The sequence below is a fragment of the Pseudomonas sp. P5_152 genome, assembly GCF_033989915.1.
Lineage (GTDB): Bacteria > Pseudomonadota > Gammaproteobacteria > Pseudomonadales > Pseudomonadaceae > Aquipseudomonas.
On sequence record NZ_JASFAH010000002.1, the window covers coordinates 4,950,897 to 4,970,097 of the forward strand.

Below are 19,201 nucleotides of genomic sequence, written 5' to 3' on the forward strand. Positions count from 1 at the left end.
AAAACACTGACTAAAGGGTCAGCAAGTGCTCGCCCAGGCGGCCGTTGGCGGCCAGTTCGAGGAACTCGTCGCCCAGGCGCTGGCTTTCCTGCATGGTGGTGCGCCAGTATTTCTGGCGGCCGGGGGCATCATCCATGAATCGCTTGAAGTCGTTGCGGTCCGGGAGTTTGCCGTAGGGCAGGCGGGCCAGGTAGTCCTTGGACGGTGCCAGCAACAGCACATCCTGTAAGCGCTGGGGGCAGGCGCGACGCCAGGGCAGGGTCTTGTCGAACCAGCCAGGAATTACCCGGTCGGTGAAGTGCGGATAAAGCACGATGTCGTCGCCGCTGTAGGGCAAATCGAGGTGGTAGTCCAGCAGGCCACCGTCGCGAAAGGTCCCGGCTCCGGCCCCCGGCAGGTCACGCACGCCCTCCATGACCATCGGGATCGAACCCGACGCGAGCAAGGCCTGGCGCAAGTTGCCGGCATTCAACGCGACATAACGCGAAGGGAAGTCGTGCAGGGCATTGAGCGGCGGCGCGAGGCGCGGATCATGGATGATCAGCCGTTCGAAATGTCGCGACAAGCGTGCGCGTCCCCGCAGGTTATCGGCGATCACCGACGACAGCCCCAGGCCAAGGCGGCCGCGGTGATCGTCCGCCAGCAGGCCATGGCTCCTGACCACCATGATGTTCAAACGGTAATGGGGGTTGTCGAGGATCCGCGCATCGCGGCCATCGAGCAGTTCATCGAGCATGCGCCGCGAGCTCTGGCTGATCTGCGCCATGCTTACGCCTTTGCTGAAATGCTGTTCGGTGTAGAGCTGGCCCAGGCGCTGGATACCTTCGGCGGCGTCCGGCAAGCAAGCACTGGCGAAGCGCCAGGAACCCACCGAGGCGCCAATCAGCGAGCGCTCACGGGGCGCGGCCGGCAACCACTCGCCGAACAGCGCCAGGTCCAGGCCCTGGATGCCCAGGGCTTTGGGCCCACCGGCGGCACCGGGCAGCGTGCCCACGTGCATCGCGTTCAGGCCCTGTTGCCGAATCCGCGTGAAAGCCCGCGGTCCGGCCTTGAGGGTCAGGGCCGGGAATTTGATATGGATAGCGCTCATACAGCTCTCGCTTAGTGCAGCCAGGCTTGCGGGGCATCCTGGGGACGCCATCGCCGGCAAGCCGCGCTCCTGCTGGGTTGGTGTACGTCGTCCATCAATGATGGCGATTCAGTTTGAATTAAGTTGCTGCCGTTAGTCTGGGCCCATACCGATCTGGAGACCGCCCATGAAAAACCTGACCACCCTGTTCACCGCCAGCCTGATCGCCCTGACGGCCAGCCTGGCCCACGCCCGTGACCTGGGACCGGATGAGGCCCTGAGATTGCGTGACGCTGGTACCATTGTGTCTTTCGAGAAGCTCAATGCCAGCGCACTGGCCAAACACCCCGGCGCGACCATTACTGAAACCGAACTGGAAGAAGAGTACGGCAAGTACATCTACCAGATCGAGTTGCGTGATCAACAAGGCATTCAGTGGGACCTGGAATTGGACGCTGTCAGCGGGCAGCTACTCAAGGATCATCAGGATACGTAATGAAGGTTAATCTGCGCGCTTATGGGCTCGGTGCCCTGGCGCTACTGGCGGTCTGCTCACTGGCAGTGGCCCGCGATCTCGATCAGGACGAAGCCCTGCGCCTGCGCCAGCAAGGGGTGATCCTGCCGTTGGAGCAACTGCTGCAGCAGGCGCTGGACCGCTACCCTGGCGCCAAGCTCCTGGAAGCGGAGCTGGAAGAGAAGCATGACGTCTACATTTATGAAGTCGAACTGCTGACCCCGCAGGGCGTGGTGCGTGAGCTGGACCTGGACGCCAGGACCGGCCGTTTACTCAAAGACAAGGAAGATTGATCGATGCGTTTGCTTCTGGTGGAAGACCACGTGCCGCTGGCCGACGAGTTGTTGGCCGGACTCAATCGCCAGGGTTACGCGGTGGACTGGCTGGCCGATGGACGCGATGCCGTGTACCAGGGCAGCAGCGAGCCCTATGACCTGATCGTCCTCGACCTCGGCTTGCCGGGCCTGCCGGGTCTGGAAGTGCTCAGCCAATGGCGCGCGGGTGGCTTGGCCACGCCGGTGCTGGTGCTGACCGCGCGCGACTCCTGGGCCGAACGCATCGAGGGGCTCAAGGCGGGCGCCGACGACTACCTGACTAAACCTTTTCACCCCGAAGAGCTGCACCTGCGGATTCAGGCGCTGCTGCGCCGTTCCCACGGGCAGGCCAATCAGCCGACGCTCAAGTCCGCCGGCCTGCACCTGGACGAAGGCCGGCAGTGCGTGGTGCGCGATGGCGCCGATATCCAGCTGACCGCCGCCGAGTTCCGCCTGTTGCGCTACTTCATGCTGCACCCGCAGCAGATCCTGTCCAAAAGTCACTTGGCTGAACACCTCTACGACGGTGAAACCGAGCGCGACTCCAATGTCCTCGAAGTCCACGTCAACCACCTGCGGCGCAAGCTGGGGCGCAGCGTGATCGAAACCCGTCGAGGCCAGGGCTACCTGTTCGGTGGGCAGGCGCAGTGAGGTCGATCCAGCGGCGCTTGAGCCTGGGCCTGATCAGCGTGTTGCTGATCGTCGGCCTGGTGCTGGTGCAGACCAGCCTGTGGTTGTTCGAACAGGGGCTGCAACGTTACCTCGAAGCGGGCCTGCGCAACGACAGTGAAAACCTGCTGGTGGCCCTGGTGCGCGGCCCGCAAGGCGTGCAATTGGACGAGCGTCGCCTGTCGCCGGCCTATCAGCGGCCATTCTCCGGGCATTATTTCCGCATCGACTTTGCCGACACACACTGGCGTTCGCGTTCGTTGTGGGACCAGGAACTGCCGTTGCTCGAGCAGCCGGGCCTGCACAGCAACCTGCAATTAGGGCCTGAGGGTCAGCAACTGCTGGTGTTGCGTTCGGACTACCGGCGCCTGGGCCAGTCGATCTCCATCAGCGTGGCCCAGGACTACACCCCGGTGCAGGAGAGCTTCCGGCGCATGCGTCAGATCGGCCTCGGCCTCGGCCTGGCCTGCCTGCTGCTGATTCTGCTGTTGCAGCGGATCACCGTGCGCCGCGCCCTGCGCCCGCTGGAAAGCGCGCGGGAGCAGATCGCCCAATTGCAACAGGGGCAACGCTCGCAACTGGACGCCCAGGTCCCCGAAGAACTGGAACCCCTGGTGGCGCAGATCAACCATCTGCTGGCGCACACCGAAGACAGCCTCAAGCGCTCGCGCAATGCCCTGGGCAACCTCGGCCATGCGCTGAAGACCCCGTTGGCGGTGTTGCTGAGCCTGGCTTCCAGCGACAAGCTGGATGCCCATCCCGAGCTGCGTAAAGTCCTGCAAACGCAACTGGAGCAGGTGCAGCAGCGCTTGAACCGTGAACTGAACCGCGCGCGACTGGCCGGTGACGCCTTGCCCGGCGCGTTGTTTGATTGCGATGCCGAGCTGCCGGGGTTACTGGCTACCTTGAACATGATTCACGGGGAGCACCTGGACCTCAGTTACGTCGCGCCGGCCGGTCTGCACCTGCCGTGGGATCGCGAGGACTTGCTGGAATTGCTCGGCAACTTGCTGGACAACGCCTGCAAATGGGCCGACGCCGAGGTGCGCCTGAGCGTGGCGCAGGCGCCAGAGGGCTTTTTGCTGGCGGTCGAAGACGATGGTCCGGGGATTCCCGAAGCCCAGCGCGACCAGGTATTCAGCCGCGGTACACGCCTGGATGAACAGACCAACGGGCATGGCCTGGGCTTGGGCATCGTGCGCGATATCGTCGAGGCGTGGGGCGGGATATTGCGCTTGGAAGAAAGCCAGTGGGGCGGATTGCGGGTAGTGATCGAGTTACCCAGGATCTGATAGCTGATCAGGCCAGTGGGGCGCGTCTGTTCGCCCCACTGGCGCTGGATTACACCCGGAACTGATCCATCAGGCTCTGCTGCTGGTTGGCCAGAGTGTTGAGCGACTGGCTGACCCGGGCCGATTCATTGGCCTGGCCCGATAGCGACTCGGTCACGTCGCGGATGGTTGCCACGTTGTTGTTGATCTCTTCGGCCACCGCGCTCTGTTCTTCGGCGGCACTGGCAATCTGCAGATTCATGTCGGTAATCACCGTCACCGCGTCGCCGATCTGGCGCAGTGCGGTCACGGCCTGGCCAACCTGCTCGACGCTGCCCTGGGCTTGGCGGTGGCTGTTGCCCATGGCGCCGACCACTTGCTGGGTGCCACTTTGCAGTTGCTCGATCACCTGGCGGGTTTCCTCCACCGACTCTTGCGTGCGGCGGGCGAGGTTGCGCACCTCGTCGGCCACCACCGCAAAACCGCGCCCGGCTTCCCCGGCGCGCGCGGCTTCAATGGCGGCGTTGAGCGCCAGCAGGTTGGTCTGCTCGGCGATGGCGCGAATCACTTCCAGCACCGAACCGATTTTCTCGCTGTTGGCCGCCAGGCCTTCGACCTGGACCATGGCCGTGCTCATGTCGGCGGCCAGGCTGTCGATGCTGGCGGTGGTGCGGTCGATCACGGTCAGGCCCTGGCGGGTTGCCTGGTCCGCGTCGCGCGCCGCTTGTGCCGCCTGCGCTGCGCTGCGGGCGACGTCCTGGGCGGTGGCGCTCATTTCGTGGGAGGCGGTGGCCACCTGATCGACCTGGCGATACTGCTGCTCCATCCCGGCGCTGGTCTGGGTGGCGATGGCCGAGGACTGGTCGGCGGTGCTGCGGGCGTCCTGCACCGAACGTTTGACCTCGGCGATGATCGGTTGCAGCTTGTCGAGGAAGCGGTTGAACCAGCCGGCCAGTTGCCCGAGTTCGTCCTGCTTGTCGTAGGCCAGGCGCCGGGTCAAGTCGCCTTCGCCGCTGGCGATGTCTTCGAGCATCTGGGCCACGCCGAGAATCGGCCGGGTCACGCTGCGGGCCATCAGCCAGACCAGCAGCAGGCCGATGACCGCGGCTATCAGGCCCAGGCCCAACTCGATCAGGGTGCCGGTGGTGTTGGTGGCGTCGAGTTCGGCCTGCAGGGCTTGCGCCGGGCCGACCACGACCTGTTGCGGCACGTCGAGCAACACCCCCCAGGCCTTGCCGCCGGGAATCGGTTCGAACGGCGAGAGCACCTTGAGTTGCTGCTGGCTGCGCAGGCTCTGGGTCTGGTTACTGGTGCCCAGCATGCGCAGCAGTTCGCTGCCGTCCTGGTCCACCGTGCCCAGGCGCTGGCTGAGTTTGCTGGCGTCTGGGCTGTAGCCGGCGAGCAGGCCGACGGGGCTGAGGATGCTGACGCTCGTCTGGCCGTCGTAGAGTTCGCGGCTCGCCTGCTGGCTGACGGCCTGCAGGCTGTTGAGGTTGATGTCCACCGACAGCGAGGCGATGACTTTGCCATCCGCCAGCAAGGGGAAGACGATGCTGGTCATCAGCACGTTCTGGCCATCGATCACATAGAAGTAGGGTTCGATCACGCAGGGCTTGAGGGTTGCGCGCGGGCAAGTGAACCAGGCATTGGCCGGTTCGCCGCTGGGGCCGGAGCTAGTGTCGGCCATGTCGCTTTCAGGCAGCGCCATTGAGTTCAACTTGCCGGCGGTCGGCTGCGACCAGTACAGGGCAAAGCGGCCCTTGTCGTTGCTGCCCAGTTCATCCTGGCCGGCAAACAGCTCATCCTTGCCATCCAGGGCGTTGGCTTCGAATACCAGCGACAACCCGAGCAGTTGCGGGTTGGCCTGCAGCGCCGACTTGACCTGGCGGGTCAGGTCTTCGCGCAGGTCGAAGGCGTCGAGGAAACGTTTCTCGGCCTGTTCGCGCAGGAACAGCACCTGGCGCGAGAAGCCGTGGCCATATTGATAGGCGTCCATGAACTGCTGGCGAATCCCCAGCGCCTGGACTTCGCCCTGGGCTTCGATGCGCGACTGGGCCGCTTCATTGAGCATGCTCATGCTCGACGCCTTGACCAGTTCGGAACTGTGCTCCATGCGATACAACGACAGGCCCACCAGCAAGGTCACGATGCCGGCCAGGCACAGCCCGGCCAGCAGGGTGATTTTCCATTGAATCGACAGCTGTCTGAGTGACATGGAGGCGCCCTTAATCGATAAATATCCAAGACCTGGACCTGTAACGGCCTCACCAGCGCTTTCTTGAGTCCTGTACCAACTGCCGCGTAGTTTTTGACAAGCGCGGCGGGCTGCGGCACAGTGCGCGCCCTCTAATAAAACCTCTATTCCATCCGGTGTCGGCCCTTGCAGCTGGCAGGCCGGACTCATCCCGTTTGCGCCGCGTTCAGCGGCGACTGTGCCTTGAGGTAACGATGATTAATGCAGTAATTGCCGCGGTCGGCATCATGCTGGTACTCAGCCTGTCCCGCGTGCATGTGGTGATCGCGCTGATCATTGGCGCCCTGGTGGGTGGCCTGACCGGCGGCCTGGGTATGGAAGCGACGCTCAAGGCCTTCAACAGTGGCCTGGGCGGCGGCGCGACCGTGGCGTTGTCCTACGCCTTGCTCGGCGCCTTTGCGGTGGCGATTGCCAAGTCTGGCCTGGCCCATGCCTTGGCAGACAAGGCCCTGGCCCTGGTGGATCGGCAGGACGCCAATGGCGGCGGCCAGGTCAAGTGGTTACTGATCGGTTTGCTCTGGGTGGTGGCAATCGCCTCGCAGAACATCCTGCCGATTCACATTGCCTTTATCCCGCTGCTGGTGCCGCCGCTGCTGTATGTGCTGACCAAGTTGCAACTGGATCGCCGCTTGATCGCCTGCGTCATGACCTTCGGCTTGATCACGCCGTACATGTTCCTGCCGGTGGGTTTCGGCAATATCTTCCTTAATGAGATTCTGCTGGCCAACGTGGCCAAGAGCGGCGTCGACATCAGTGGCGTCAACGTCACCCACGCCATGGGTATTCCGGCGTTGGGCATGGTGTTCGGGTTGTTGCTGGCGTTTGTCAGCTACCGCAAGAAACGCGTGTATGACCTGGAGAAAATCGAGCGGGTCGAGCAGGTGGCAGTCCAGTACAACCCGCTGACGTTGATGGTGGCAGGGCTGGCGATTGCCGCCGCCTTCATCATCCAGTTGCTGCTGGATTCGATGATTATCGGCGCTTTGGCCGGGTTCCTGATCTTCTCGGTATCGGGGGTGGTGCGCTGGCGCGAGACCGATGATCTGTTCACCGAAGGCATGAAGATGATGGCGATGATCGGTTTCATCATGATCGCCGCCTCTGGGTTCGCCGAGGTCATGAAGGCCACCGGCGAGGTGCAGACCCTGGTTGAGACGTCGGCGGCGTGGATCGGCCACAGCAAGGGCGTCGGTGCGTTGCTGATGCTGCTGGTCGGGCTGCTGGTGACCATGGGTATCGGCTCGTCCTTTTCCACGGTGCCGATCCTGGCGGCGATCTTTGTGCCGCTGTGCGTGCAACTGGGCTTCAGTCCGTTGGCCATCGTCTGCATCGTCGGCACTGCCGGCGCCTTGGGTGACGCCGGTTCACCAGCCTCGGACTCGACCCTGGGCCCAACCTCGGGCCTGAACATCGACGGCCAGCATCACCATATCTGGGACACCGTGGTCCCGACGTTCCTGCACTACAACCTGCCGTTGCTGGCGTTTGGTTGGGTGGCGGCGATGGTGTTGTAACCCGGCAGTCAAGCTTGTTGCAGGGGCGGCGCTCGCTTGCGGCGCCCGCTTGCGGTGCTTGTATTCATCCTGGATGGGCGCGTTATCGTTGACGTTCTTCGCGAGCAAGCTCGCTCCTACAAGGGGGCTTGGGTGTGTGCCTAGAGGGATTGTGTAGGTGCGAGGGCCACGATCAGCCCTTGTTCACGTCTCGCATCAACAGCCCATATTGCAAGTCCACCGCATCCGGAATCGGCAGGTAGACGATGTGGCCGTCCCCCGGTGCCACTTCCAGCGGCTCGCCCTTGGCGTTCTGCAACTGCTGCAGGTCGAAGTGGAAATTGCCTTTGGGGGTCATCAGTTCCATGTGGTCGCCCAGGGCAAAGCGGTTTTTCACTTTGACCTCGGCCAGGCGTTCACGGCGCTCGCCGGTCAGCTCGCCGACGAACTGCTGGCGGTCGCAGACCGAACTGCCGTTCTGGTAGTTCTGGTATTCGTCGTGGACGTGACGGCGCAGGAAACCTTCGGTGTAGCCGCGCTGGGCCAGGGATTCCAGGTCAGTCATCAGGCTGCGGTCGAACGGGCGGCCGGCCACGGCGTCGTCGATTGCTCGGCGGTAGACCTGGGTGGTGCGCGCGCAATAGAAGTGCGACTTGGTCCGGCCTTCGATCTTCAGCGAATGCACGCCCATGTGCGTCAGGCGCTCCACGTGCTGCACGGCGCGCAGGTCCTTGGCGTTCATGATGTAGGTGCCGTGCTCATCTTCAAAGGCCGGCAGCAGTTCGTCCGGGCGATTGGCTTCCTGCAACAGGAACACCTGGTCGGTCGGTGTGCCGAGGCCCAGGGTCGGTTGCGGCGCAAACTGCTGGACGATCTGGCCCACGTGGTTTTCCGTCGCCGGCTGGGCTGCGTACTTCCAGCGGCAGGCGTTGGTGCAGGAACCCTGGTTGGCATCGCGCTTGTTCATGTAGCCCGACAGCAGGCAGCGCCCGGAATAGGCCATGCACAGTGCGCCGTGGACAAACACTTCCAGCTCCATGGCCGGTACCTGCTGGCGGATCTCGGCGATTTCCTCCAGGGATAACTCGCGCGAGAGGATGATCCGGCTCAGCCCTTGCTGTTGCCAGAACTCGACACTGGCCCAGTTGACGGTATTGGCTTGCACCGAGAGGTGGATCGGCATCTGCGGGAAATGCCGGCGCACCAGCATGATCAAGCCCGGGTCGGACATGATCAGCGCGTCCGGGGCCATGGCAATCACCGGTTCGAGGTCCTTGAGAAAGGTCTTGAGCTTGGCGTTGTGCGGGGCGATGTTGATCACCACGTAAAAGCGCTTGCCCTGGGCCTGGGCCTCGCTGATCCCGAGGGCCAGGTTGGCGTGATCGAACTCATTGTTGCGCACCCGCAGGCTGTAGCGCGGCTGGCCGGCATACACCGCATCGGCACCATAGGCGAAGGCATAACGCATGTTTTTCAGGGTGCCGGCGGGGGCAAGCAGTTCGGGCGTGGCGAGAGTCATGGCAGCGTCGATCGCAAAAGGGCGCGAGGGTAGGGCAGGTGCGCCGGACGTTTATTGATCTGGATCTATGCTCGCTGAAGAAATCACGGCACTCGCGCGTTGCGTGGCTGACTAACCTGTAAGGCGCAGTCGGCGCTTTTCAGACATGGATCGGACATGAACCACTCCTCGATACAGAACAAATCACTGATGGTCCTGCTGGTCCTGGTCACCCTGGCGTTTATCTGGATTCTCCTGCCGTTCTACGGTGCGGTGTTCTGGGCGGTGATTCTGGGCATCGTGTTTGCCCCGTTGCAGCATCGGCTGCAATTGAAATTTGGCTGGCAACGCAACCTGGTCTCACTGTTTACCCTCAGCGTGTGCCTGGTGATCGCGATCTTGCCGGTGATCACCATCAGCGCCTTGCTGGTGCAGGAGGGAGCCACGCTCTACAAGAACATCGAGAGCGGCGAACTGGACATTGCCGGCTACCTGGCGCAGTTCAAACACAGCCTGCCGCCGTATTTCCAGCACCTGCTGGATCGTTTCGGCATGGGCGACTTGAGTGGCTTGCGGGAAAAAATCGTCAAGGGGGCGATGCAGGGCAGCGAGTTTTTTGCCACCAAGGCGTTCAGCTTCGGTCAGGGCACGTTCGAGTTCCTGGTGAGTTTTTTCATCATGCTGTACCTGCTGTTCTTCTTTTTACGCGACGGCCCGGAGCTGGCGCGCAAGCTGCGCACGGCAGTGCCTTTGGAAGAGCATCAAAAACGCCGCCTGCAGCTCAAGTTCAACCGCGTGGTGCGGGCAACGGTCAAAGGCAACCTGCTGGTGGCCGTCACGCAGGGCGCGCTGGGTGGGCTGATCTTCTGGTTCCTGGACATTCCCAGTGCGCTGCTCTGGGCGGTGTTGATGGCGTTTCTGTCGCTGTTGCCGGCGGTGGGGGCGGGGATTGTCTGGGCGCCCGTCGCAGCCTGGTTCCTGCTCAGTGGTGCGGTCTGGCAGGGGGTGGTCCTGGGGCTGTACGGGGTGTTCGTGATCGGCCTGGTGGATAACGTGTTGCGCCCGATCCTGGTAGGCAAGGACACCAAGATGCCGGATTACCTGATCCTGATCTCGACCCTGGGCGGCCTGGCGGTTTTCGGGCTCAATGGTTTTGTCATTGGTCCGTTGATCGCCGCACTGTTCATCTCCAGCTGGGCGCTGTACGTCGAAACCAAGCCGCGGGTGCAGTTGCCTTAAGCGCTCAGGGTAAAACTGCCGATGCGTTGCGACAGGGCCTGGGCGGCGGGCAGCGAGGTCAGCGGGCCACTGATGGCCTCGCCGTCCTGCACCACATACCAACAGGCGAGCAATCCCAGCTCTCTGAGGGGCGCGGGGACGGCGCTACCAATCACGGACATGATCTGAACCTTGGGCATAAGTACCTCCATCAATCGATGGAGCTACCTTACCGGCGCGCTGATTCCTGGGACAATCAACGCGCTCGATAGTGGACATTGACGGCGTTGGGGCGGTCAGTCGACGACCTGGTCGAGCATGTTCATGACTTCGTGTTCATTGAGCAGGCCTTTGCGCACCAGGTTCTCGGCCAGTAGCGAAAGAAACTTGGCACTGCGATGGCCCTCAAGGTGCTTGAGTTCGGTCAGTGCGCTATAGACCTTGCTGGAGGTGCAGAGTCCGACAATGCGGTGCGGGTTTTGCGTGGGCATAGAGGGTCGTCCTTGTTTTTATTAACCGTTTGTGACGGACAGAATAGAGATTGCGGTCCTGTCATGACATAAATATGACACCTGGGCGACGCAAGCCAGGCTATTCGTCGGATCCATCATGCGCCATCTTGCCGCAGGCATTGTCCCGGCAGCGACCTTGGCGAGATTTATTCAGACATGCAATCGGCTGCAAAACGGCAACAGGCCCCGCAGCGATGCGAGGCCTGGGGTTTTTATCGGCCAGCGCTTACCAGCGTGGACCGTAGTAGCGGGGCGGGCCGTAATAACCATGGGGCGGGCCGTAGTACACCGGTGCCGGGCGGTAGTAGACCGGTTGTTGCACATACACCGGCGGCGGCTGGTAGTAGACCGGCGGCGGTTGCTGGATGTACACCGGTTGCGGCTGGAGGTAGACCGGTTGCTGGACATACACGGGGCGTTGCGAGTTGGCGATCACCGAGCCTGCGACCACGGCACCGACAACCGCGCCGACTGCCGCCGGCGCACCCCATCCGTAGTAACCACCACCGTGGGCCTGGGCCTGTCCTGCGACAGCGAAGGCTCCGATCAGCAAGGCAATTGCAGGGAGTTTACGGAGCATGATGGTTCCTCGTTGTGTCTCCCCGGCGCCTGGTTCTGCGATAGAGCCAGCAAGTGTCGCGGGGATATCTCTCAGACAGCGTTTTTTGGCGATTTCACGAGGCGCCTGGGTAAATTTTGTGTAAGGTCTGTAGCGCCGTCCGGACCCGGCTACGCCAACAGGGCCGGGCACCTTGTCATGATTGATCAACGTTTGCGGGCTGGCTAATCCCGTTGGTCTGAAAGTGCTTAGCGAAGGAGTCCCACATGCTGATGAACCCGAACAAAGACACCCAACTGTGCATGTCGTTGTCGGGGCGCCCCGGAAATTTCGGCCTGCGTTTCCACAACCATCTGTACGAGCAACTGGGCCTGAACTTCTACTACAAAGCGTTCAGCAGCCAGGACCTGCCGGGGGCGGTGGCGGGGATTCGCGCCCTGGGTATCCGCGGTTGTGGGGTGTCGATGCCGTTCAAGGAAGCCTGCATCGCCCTGGTCGATGAGCTGGACGCATCGGCGGCGGCCATCGCCTCGATCAACACCATCGTCAACACCAACGGTCATCTCAAGGCCTACAACACCGACTACATCGCGATCGCGCAATTACTCAAGAGCCACGCCGTGCCGCAGGCTTCAAGCTTCGCCTTGCGCGGCAGCGGTGGCATGGCCAAGGCGGTTGCCAGTGCCCTGCGCGATGGCGGCTACAGCAACGGCCTGATCGTGGCCCGCAATGCAAGTGCCGGGCGCGCCCTGGCCGACTCGCTGGGGTATCGCTGGCAAGCGGAACTGGGCGAGGAGCGCCCGCAGATGCTGATCAACGTCACGCCCATTGGCATGGCCGGTGGCAGCGAGGCCGAGCAACTGGCGTTCCCGGCCGAGGTGATCGATCAGGCGCATATCGTCTTCGATGTGGTGGCGATTCCATCGCAAACTCCGCTGATCGTGCAGGCCCAGGCGGCTGGCAAGCAGGTGATCACCGGCCTTGAAGTCATCGCCATCCAGGCGCTGGAGCAGTTTGTGTTGTACACCGGCGTGCGCCCCAGCGAAGCGCAATTCCAGCAAGCGGTGGCGTTTGCCCGCGCCTGATCAGGCGGCGGGGCAGGGTAGACGGGCCTGGCAGGGCTACTCGAGTCGGGCCAGGCGCTCTTCAAGCGCGGCAATTCGCGCTTCCAGCTCTTCAATGCGCTCCAGTGACACACCGCTGACGCTGCCGCGCTCCACCGGGTTCTGGCGCGCCGCGAGGATCGCTTCGATATCCGCCGGGTCGCCCAAGGCGTGCATGTAGCGGTCTTCGCGCTGGCCCGCCTGGCGCGGGATGAGCAGCGCCAGGTTACGGGCGATCAGGCGTTCCAGTTGATGCACGACTTGCTCGGCATCTTCGAAGTCGTGCATGCGGCCGCTGCGGGTCAGCAGTTCGTTGACCGTCTGCGGACCTCTTAAAAACAACAGCCCGGTCAGGATCACCTGCGCCGGCACCAACTCCAGCGCCTTGTCCAGGCGATGCTCCCAGCGATCGGCGCGGCTGCCCATCACCAATCGGGTAAAACCGCGCCCTTCAAGTGCGCGCAGGCTTTGCCCGACCTGACCCTGGCTCAGGTTCATCACCGGTTCGCGGCTGGTTTTCTGGTTGCAGGCGATAACCACGGCATTGAGGGTCAGCGGGTAGGTTTCCGGGCTGGTGGCCTGCTTTTCAATCAGGCAGCCCAAAATGCGGATTTCCGTGCTGTTCAGGCGTGGTTCGTCGATAGTCGTCTCTTGCTCAGTACTCACAGTGTCTGGAACCTCGCTAACGGTTGGTCTGGATTTTCTCGGCTTATAAGACCTCGTTGCTGCAGGTTAGTCGAGCGTTGCCGGCATGCAGCGCTTCATTGTCCACGGCATCACCTGTTTGGACTAGGCAGGGCTGACGATTGCACCACGTACGCGCGGCGCCAGACTTCAAGCTCAAAGGGGTGTTGCGCCACGCGTGCCCCGCCAAACGAGCAGAAGGCGCCGCGATGGAGTTTGCATTCAGCGACGAACAGGAAATGATCCGCGCATCGGCCGAGGGTTTCCTCGCCGATGTCTCGGATTCTGCCGCCGTACGCGCGGCCATGGTCAGTCAACGGGGCTTCGACGAAGCGCTCTGGCAGCGGCTGTGCCAGGAAATGTACTGGCCGGCGATTCATATTCCCCAAGCCTATGGCGGTCTTGGCCTGGGCTTTGTCGAACTGGCGATCCTGCTGGAACAGATGGGCCGGCGTTTGCTGTGCTCGCCGTTTTTCGCCACCGCCTGCATGGCCACGCCTGCACTGCTGTTGGCGGCCAACGATGAACAGAGGCTGCGCTGGTTACCGTTGATTGCCGACGGCAGCGTGACCGCGACCCTGGGTTTCAGCAGCGCCAACGGCTGGTCGGCCGACGATGTCCAGGCCACGGTGGTGGCCGAAGGCAACGGCTTTGTCCTCGACGGCATGCTCAAGCATGTGCTCGACGGGCACGGCGCCGATCTTTTGATCATTGCCGCGCGCCAGCCCGGAACCGTTGGCGAAGCGGGTATCAGCCTGTTTGCCGTCGACGCTGTACGGGCCGGCATAGAACGGCGAATGCTGCCGACCATGGACCAGACCCGACGTCAGGCACGGATCCAGCTCAAAGGCCTGTACCTTGAGGCTGACGCGCTGCTGGGCGAATTCGGCCAGGGCTGGCCGCATCTGGAAAAGGTCTTGCAACTGGCCTGCATCGGCCTCGCCGCCGAACAGACCGGCGGTGCGCAGCAGGTGCTCGATCTCAGCGTGGCCTATATGCAGGAGCGCCAGCAGTTCGGTCGCCCGATCGCCAGTTTCCAGGCCCTCAAACACCGCGCCGCCGACCTGATGCTGCAAGTCGAATGCGCGCGTTCGGCCAGTTATTACGCTGCGTGCGTGGCCCAGGAAGTCCTCGATCCGCAGGGTGATCCGCAGGTCGCGGCCGAACTGCCACTGGCGGCGGCGTTAGCCAAGGCGCAGTGCTCGGAAATCTATTTCCACTGCGCGTCAGAGTCGATCCAGTTGCATGGCGGCGTCGGTTTCACCTGGGAATATGACCCGCACCTCTACTTCAAGCGCGCCCGCGCCAGTGAGAGCTTCCTCGGGCTACCGGCCTGGCATCGCGAGCGCATTGCTTCGGTGATCCTGGGAGAGCAGCCATGAAAATCAGTTTCAGCGAGCAGGACGAACGCTTCCGCCAGGAAGTCGCCGACTGGATGAGCGCCAACCTCTGCGGCGAATTCGAGCCCCTGCGTTTTCGCGGTGGGCCGGGCGATGAGCACATGTTTGCGCAAGAGCGCAAAGCCTGGGAACGCAAACTCGCCGAGGGCCGCTGGACCTGTGTCGGCTGGGCACCGGAACATGGCGGGCGCGGGCTATCGATCACCCAACAGGTGATTTTCCACGAAGAATACGCCCGCGCCGGCGGACCCGGACGCATGGGCCACATCGGTGAGGGGCTGGCCGGGCCGACTATCGCGGCGTTTGGTACGGTCGAACAGAAACAGCGCTTGTTGCCGGCAATCGTCAGCGGCACGGCGTTCTGGTGCCAGGGCTATTCAGAGCCGGGCGCCGGTTCCGACCTGGCCAACGTCAAGACCCGCGCCACGCTGGATGAGGCGACGGGGCAGTGGGTGATCAACGGCCAAAAAGTCTGGACCTCCCTGGCCCACGAATCGGATTGGTGCTTTGTCATCGTCCGCACTGAACCTGGCAGCGTCGGCCATCGCGGTCTGTCGTTCCTGCTGGTGCCGATGGACCAGGGACAAATCACCGTGCGCCCCATCGAGCAATTGACCGGCACCTCGGAATTCAACGAGGTGTTCTTCGACGATGCCCGCACCGACGCCGCCAACATCATCGGCGCGCCGGGCGAAGGCTGGAAGATTGCCATGGCGCTGCTGGGTTTCGAGCGCGGCGTGTCGACCCTCGGCCAGCAGATGCAGTTCCACAACGAACTCGACGAAATCATCGCCATCGCCAAGCATAACGGCGCTGCCCGCGATCCGATCCTGCGCCAGCGTCTGGCCGAAGCCTGGAGCGGCTTGCGGATCATGCGCTACAACTCGCTGCGTATGCTCTCGGGTAGCCAGGACGGATCGCTGCGCAAAGAAGCAACGATCTACAAGCTGTTCTGGTCGACCTGGCACGCCAGCCTCGGCAAGTTGGCAATGGACGTCCTCGGCGCCGAAGCGGAGTTGCTCGAAGCCGCGCCCTACCAGTTGACCCGATTGCAGTCGCTGTACCTGTTCAGCCGCGCTGACACCCTCTACGGCGGCAGCAACGAAATCCAGCGCAACATCATCGCCGAGCGTGCCTTGGGCATGCCCAAAGAGCCGCGTCCGCGCGCCTGAAAGGAGAGAGTTCATGTCTGTACCGCAATATGTTGAAGGTCGTGGCCTGCTGCGCGGCAAGTCGGTGCTGATTACCGCCGCCGCCGGCGCCGGGATCGGTTTTTCCGCCGCCGTGCGCGCTGCCGAAGAAGGCTGCCGGGCGCTGATGATCAGCGATATCCATGAAGGCCGGTTGGCCGAAGCGGTGCTGAAAGTCCGCGAGGCCACTGGACTGCAACAGGTTTTCGGCCAGGTTTGCAACGTCGCCGACGAAGCCCAGGTGCAGCAGTTGATCACCTGCGCCGAGCGTGACCTGCAAGGCGTCGATGTGCTGATCAACAACGCCGGGCTTGGCGGTTCGCGATTGCTGGTGGAGATGGCCGATGAAGAATGGCATCGGGTCATCGATGTCACGCTCACCGGCACCATGCGCATGACCCGCGCCATGCTCCCAAAAATGATGGCGCGGCGTGCCGGGGTCATCGTCAACAACGCTTCGGTACTCGGCTGGCGGGCGCAGAAAGAACAGGCGCACTACGCCGCCGCCAAGGCCGGAGTGATGGCGCTGACCCGCTGCGCAGCGGTCGAGGCCGCCGACTACGGCATCCGCATCAACGCGGTCAGCCCGAGCATTGCCCTGCACGATTTCCTGCGTAAATCCGCGCCCCAGGCCGTGCTCGATCAACTGGCCAGCAACGAAGCGTTCGGCCGCGCCGCCGAAGTCTGGGAAGTGGCCAACGTAATGATGTTCCTGGCCAGCGACTACAGCTCCTACATGACCGGCGAAGTGTTGTCGGTGTCCAGTCAGAGGGCCTGAACATGCCACGTATTTTCGACACTCCGATGGACTTGTTCGACGCCGTGGGCCAGGCGCTCGGCGTCAGCGATTGGCTGCTGCTGGAGCAGGCGCGTATTGATCAGTTTGCCGAGGCCACCGGCGATCACCAGTGGATTCACGTCGATCCGCTCAAGGCCGCCGGCGGCCCGTTTGGCGGCTGTATTGCCCATGGTTACTTGAGTCTTGCCCTGGTCAATCTGTTCTTGCCGCAAATCGTTGAGGTTCGCGGCCTGGCCATGGGTGTCAATTACGGCTGCGAACGGGTGCGTTTTCCTGCAGTGGTGCGCGTCGGCTCGCGGGTGCGCGGCAGTGCGCAATTGATCGCGGTCGAACAAGTGAGGGGCGGCGTGCAGGCAACTATTCGCGTCAGCGTCGAGATCGATGGCGAGGAACGCCCAGGCGTCGTGGTCGACACCATCAGTCGTTATTACCCGGCTTGACCTTCAACAGAATTTTCGAGGAATTGAACATGAAAGAAGCCGTCATTGTTTCCACCGCCCGCACCCCGATCGGCAAAGCCTTTCGCGGCGCGTTCAATGACACCGAAGCGCCGCAACTGGGCGGCCACGTGGTGCGCGAAGCCGTGCGCCGCGCCGGTATCGAACCGGGTGAAGTGGACGACGTGATCATCGGTGCCGCCGCGCAGCAGGGTACCCAGTCGTACAATCTGGGGCGCCTGTGTGCGATTGCCGGCGGCCTGCCGACTTCCGTCGCCGGGATGGCCGTCGAGCGCCAGTGCTCGTCGGGCCTGATGAGCATCGCCATGGCCGCCAAAGGCATCATGTGCGATGAAATCGATATCGCCGTGGCCGGTGGTCTGGAGTCGATCTCCCTGGTGCAGAACAAGCACAAGAACCTGTATCGCAATCAGTCGGGCTCGGTGATCGAGCTGGACCCGCACGCCTATATCCCGATGATCGAAACCGCCGAGATCGTCTCTGCGCGCTACGGCATCTCTCGCGACGAGCAGGACGAATACAGCTACCAGAGCCAACTGCGTACCGCACAGGCACAGAGCGCCGGGCGCTTTGACCGTGAACTGGCGCCGCTGGCCAGCCGCAAGGCGCTGTTCGACAAGGCCACCGGCGAAACCACTTATGAAACTGTCACCTTGCTGCGCGACGAGTGCAACCGCATCGATACCAGCCGTGAAAGTCTTAACGCACTGGACCCGGTATGGCCCGGTGGTCAGTGGAGCGAAAAGGGTCGATTCATCACCGCTGGCAACGCCTCGCAGCTGTCCGACGGCGCATCGGCTGCGGTACTGATGAGTGCAAAAATGGCCGAGAAACGAGGCTTGGAACCGCTGGGAATCTATCGCGGCATGGCCGTTGCCGGCTGCAACTCCGACGAGATGGGTATCGGTCCGATCTACGCCATTCCCAAGCTGCTCAAGCGCCACGGTCTGACTATGGACCACATCGGCCTATGGGAGTTGAACGAAGCGTTCGCCTGTCAGGTGCTGTACTGCCGCGACACCCTGGGCATTGCGGCCGAGCGCCTGAACGTCAATGGCGGGGCGATCGCCATCGGTCATCCGTTCGGCATGTCCGGGGCGCGGATGGTCGGCCACGCCTTGATCGAAGGCCAGCGCCGCGGTTTGCGTTACGTGGTGGTGAGCATGTGCATCGGTGGCGGCATGGGCGCTGCGGCTTTGTTCGAGGTGGTCTGAATGATCAGTGCACAACATATCCAGACGACAATGGCACGTTACGTGGAACTGGTGGATGCCGGTGACATCGATGGCATCCTCGCGCTCTACGCCAAAGACGCCACCGTTGAAGACCCGGTCGGCCAGGCGCCGTTGCAGGGCATCGACGCCATCGCAGGCTTTTACCGTGAAGGATTGGGGGCGATGAAGGTCTCGGCGACCCGGACCGGCCCGGTGCGGGCGACCTCGAGCGGTTGCGGTGCGATGCCGTTCCGGGTCGACATGGAATGGGCTGGGCAACCCTGCTCGCTGCATGTGATCGACGTGATGGAGTTTGACGCCCAGGGCAAGATCCGCTCGATGAAAGCCTTCTGGAGTGAGGTCAATGTGACGGCGCGAGGTGTTGTGTGAATCTGCAGCAGCGAATTACCCGCCTGGAAGCGCTGGAGGACATCCGCCAGCTCAAGCACCGCTACCTCAATGCCTGTGATCTGAAGCAGGTCGAGGTGATTACCGACTGCTTCGCCGAAGGTGAAGTGCTGATCGATTACGGTCCGCTCGGGGTCTTTCGTGAGCGCGACAGTTTTGTCGCCTTGTATCGCGAACTCGCCTGTCATGCGCGGGTGATCGATCTGCACCATGGCGCCAACCCGGAGATTGAATGGCTCAACGAGGACGAAGCCCAGGGCCGTTGGGCCCTGTGGTACTTCAATCTGGATGGCGAGAGCGGGGCGACGCGGCAGTTGGGTGGGTTCTATCAGGACCGTTACCAGCGCATCGCCGGACAATGGAAGATCGTCGCCACCCGTTTTACCGCTCACTCGCAAGTGGCGCGTTCCTGAAGACCGCCGCGATCCCTGTATGAGCTGGCTTGCTCGCGAAGGCGGCATGTCAGGCAACATGGATGTTGGATGTGCCGGCCTTATCGCAGCCAGCTCCCACAGTTTTTGTGGTGACCTTGGCATTGCGAGCCCCCCGATCCCCTGTGGGAGCTGGCTTGCCA

General features: G+C 62.8%; 21 protein-coding genes and 1 pseudogene. 14 read left to right on the forward strand and 8 right to left on the reverse strand.

Annotated features, from left to right (window positions below; genetic code table 11):
• Window positions 1–10: 10 nt before the first annotated feature.
• Window positions 11–1,090 (reverse strand): patatin-like phospholipase family protein, encoded by a 1,080-nt coding sequence (locus QMK50_RS22510; protein ID WP_320333978.1) that lies wholly within the window; start codon window positions 1,088–1,090, stop codon window positions 11–13.
• Window positions 1,091–1,256: 166 nt separating this feature from the next.
• Here QMK50_RS22510 and QMK50_RS22515 point away from each other — a divergent pair, with 166 nt between their 5' ends.
• From QMK50_RS22515 to QMK50_RS22530, 4 genes are read left to right on the forward strand one after another with little or no spacing between them, the layout of a single operon-like run.
• On the forward strand, window positions 1,257–1,565 hold the full coding sequence (locus tag QMK50_RS22515; RefSeq protein WP_320333979.1) for a PepSY domain-containing protein: 309 nt from the start codon (window positions 1,257–1,259) through the stop codon (window positions 1,563–1,565).
• Window positions 1,565–1,876 (forward strand): PepSY domain-containing protein, encoded by a 312-nt coding sequence (locus QMK50_RS22520; protein ID WP_095167754.1) that lies wholly within the window; start codon window positions 1,565–1,567, stop codon window positions 1,874–1,876. The genes QMK50_RS22515 and QMK50_RS22520 overlap by 1 nt, the downstream gene beginning before the upstream one ends.
• Window positions 1,877–1,879: 3 nt before the next feature.
• Window positions 1,880–2,548, forward strand: a complete 669-nt coding sequence (locus QMK50_RS22525) for a response regulator transcription factor (protein ID WP_095167756.1) — start codon at window positions 1,880–1,882, stop codon at window positions 2,546–2,548.
• The gene (locus QMK50_RS22530) at window positions 2,545–3,858 is read left to right on the forward strand and encodes a sensor histidine kinase (protein WP_320333980.1); all 1,314 of its coding nucleotides are present in this window, start codon (window positions 2,545–2,547) and stop codon (window positions 3,856–3,858) included. Before QMK50_RS22525 ends, QMK50_RS22530 begins: the two co-directional genes overlap by 4 nt.
• 49 nt (window positions 3,859–3,907) lie before the next feature.
• Here QMK50_RS22530 and QMK50_RS27430 read toward each other — a convergent pair whose 3' ends face one another.
• Both QMK50_RS27430 and QMK50_RS27435 read right to left on the reverse strand, forming a co-directional pair.
• A complete protein-coding gene (locus tag QMK50_RS27430) occupies window positions 3,908–4,663 on the reverse strand; it encodes a methyl-accepting chemotaxis protein (protein ID WP_371917584.1) in 756 nt (251 codons plus the stop codon).
• Between the two features lie 102 nt (window positions 4,664–4,765).
• Window positions 4,766–6,241 (reverse strand): annotated as a pseudogene (locus QMK50_RS27435) (HAMP domain-containing protein); the annotation flags it as partial.
• Window positions 6,242–6,288: 47 nt separating this feature from the next.
• Between QMK50_RS27435 and QMK50_RS22540 the strand changes: the two are divergent.
• Window positions 6,289–7,605, forward strand: coding sequence for a Na+/H+ antiporter family protein (locus QMK50_RS22540; protein ID WP_177440618.1), 1,317 nt, complete (start codon window positions 6,289–6,291; stop codon window positions 7,603–7,605).
• A 172-nt stretch (window positions 7,606–7,777) separates the two neighbouring features.
• Here the strand turns inward: QMK50_RS22540 and yegQ are convergent, their stop codons facing one another.
• Complete coding sequence (gene yegQ / locus QMK50_RS22545; RefSeq protein WP_159994571.1) at window positions 7,778–9,103, reverse strand: tRNA 5-hydroxyuridine modification protein YegQ; 1,326 nt, start codon at window positions 9,101–9,103, stop codon at window positions 7,778–7,780.
• 156 nt (window positions 9,104–9,259) lie between these two features.
• On the opposite strand from yegQ, the gene QMK50_RS22550 reads away from it, so the two are divergent.
• Entirely contained in the window at window positions 9,260–10,321 is a 1,062-nt protein-coding gene (locus tag QMK50_RS22550; protein ID WP_320333982.1) for an AI-2E family transporter, read from the forward strand.
• Here QMK50_RS22550 and QMK50_RS22555 read toward each other — a convergent pair.
• The 3 genes from QMK50_RS22555 to QMK50_RS22565 all read right to left on the reverse strand — a co-directional run bounded on the left by QMK50_RS22555 (window position 10,318) and on the right by QMK50_RS22565 (window position 11,392).
• Window positions 10,318–10,500: a hypothetical protein gene (locus QMK50_RS22555; protein WP_095167766.1), complete on the reverse strand. Its 183-nt coding sequence runs from the start codon at window positions 10,498–10,500 to the stop codon at window positions 10,318–10,320. The two genes, QMK50_RS22550 and QMK50_RS22555, sit on opposite strands and share 4 nt — an antisense overlap.
• A 96-nt stretch (window positions 10,501–10,596) precedes the next feature.
• Window positions 10,597–10,791, reverse strand: a complete 195-nt coding sequence (locus tag QMK50_RS22560) for a hypothetical protein (protein ID WP_095167768.1) — start codon at window positions 10,789–10,791, stop codon at window positions 10,597–10,599.
• Between the two features lie 247 nt (window positions 10,792–11,038).
• A complete protein-coding gene (locus QMK50_RS22565) occupies window positions 11,039–11,392 on the reverse strand; it encodes a hypothetical protein (protein ID WP_320333983.1) in 354 nt (117 codons plus the stop codon).
• Window positions 11,393–11,637: 245 nt separating this feature from the next.
• Here QMK50_RS22565 and QMK50_RS22570 point away from each other — a divergent pair, with 245 nt between their 5' ends.
• Window positions 11,638–12,456: a shikimate 5-dehydrogenase gene (locus QMK50_RS22570; protein WP_320333984.1), complete on the forward strand. Its 819-nt coding sequence runs from the start codon at window positions 11,638–11,640 to the stop codon at window positions 12,454–12,456.
• Between the two features lie 36 nt (window positions 12,457–12,492).
• Here QMK50_RS22570 and QMK50_RS22575 read toward each other — a convergent pair whose 3' ends face one another.
• Window positions 12,493–13,140: a YceH family protein gene (locus QMK50_RS22575; protein WP_320333985.1), complete on the reverse strand. Its 648-nt coding sequence runs from the start codon at window positions 13,138–13,140 to the stop codon at window positions 12,493–12,495.
• A 227-nt stretch (window positions 13,141–13,367) separates the two neighbouring features.
• Here QMK50_RS22575 and QMK50_RS22580 point away from each other — a divergent pair, with 227 nt between their 5' ends.
• Genes QMK50_RS22580 through QMK50_RS22610 form a run of 7 tightly spaced genes read left to right on the forward strand, consistent with a single transcriptional unit; the run spans window position 13,368 to window position 19,040 of the window.
• Window positions 13,368–14,540, forward strand: coding sequence for an acyl-CoA dehydrogenase family protein (locus QMK50_RS22580; RefSeq protein ID WP_320333986.1), 1,173 nt, complete (start codon window positions 13,368–13,370; stop codon window positions 14,538–14,540).
• On the forward strand, window positions 14,537–15,730 hold the full coding sequence (locus QMK50_RS22585) for an acyl-CoA dehydrogenase family protein (RefSeq protein WP_320333987.1): 1,194 nt from the start codon (window positions 14,537–14,539) through the stop codon (window positions 15,728–15,730). The genes QMK50_RS22580 and QMK50_RS22585 overlap by 4 nt, the downstream gene beginning before the upstream one ends.
• 13 nt (window positions 15,731–15,743) lie before the next feature.
• Entirely contained in the window at window positions 15,744–16,526 is a 783-nt protein-coding gene (locus QMK50_RS22590; RefSeq protein WP_320333988.1) for an SDR family oxidoreductase, read from the forward strand.
• Between the two features lie 2 nt (window positions 16,527–16,528).
• Window positions 16,529–16,987 (forward strand): MaoC family dehydratase, encoded by a 459-nt coding sequence (locus tag QMK50_RS22595; RefSeq protein ID WP_320333989.1) that lies wholly within the window; start codon window positions 16,529–16,531, stop codon window positions 16,985–16,987.
• A 29-nt stretch (window positions 16,988–17,016) separates the two neighbouring features.
• Window positions 17,017–18,219 carry an acetyl-CoA C-acyltransferase gene (locus tag QMK50_RS22600; RefSeq protein ID WP_320333990.1) on the forward strand — a complete coding sequence of 401 codons (1,203 nt, stop codon included), beginning with the start codon at window positions 17,017–17,019 and terminating at the stop codon, window positions 18,217–18,219.
• Window positions 18,220–18,609: a nuclear transport factor 2 family protein gene (locus QMK50_RS22605; RefSeq protein ID WP_320333991.1), complete on the forward strand. Its 390-nt coding sequence runs from the start codon at window positions 18,220–18,222 to the stop codon at window positions 18,607–18,609. It begins immediately after the preceding gene.
• Complete coding sequence (locus QMK50_RS22610) at window positions 18,606–19,040, forward strand: nuclear transport factor 2 family protein (protein ID WP_320333992.1); 435 nt, start codon at window positions 18,606–18,608, stop codon at window positions 19,038–19,040. The genes QMK50_RS22605 and QMK50_RS22610 overlap by 4 nt, the downstream gene beginning before the upstream one ends.
• Window positions 19,041–19,201: the final 161 nt, after the last annotated feature.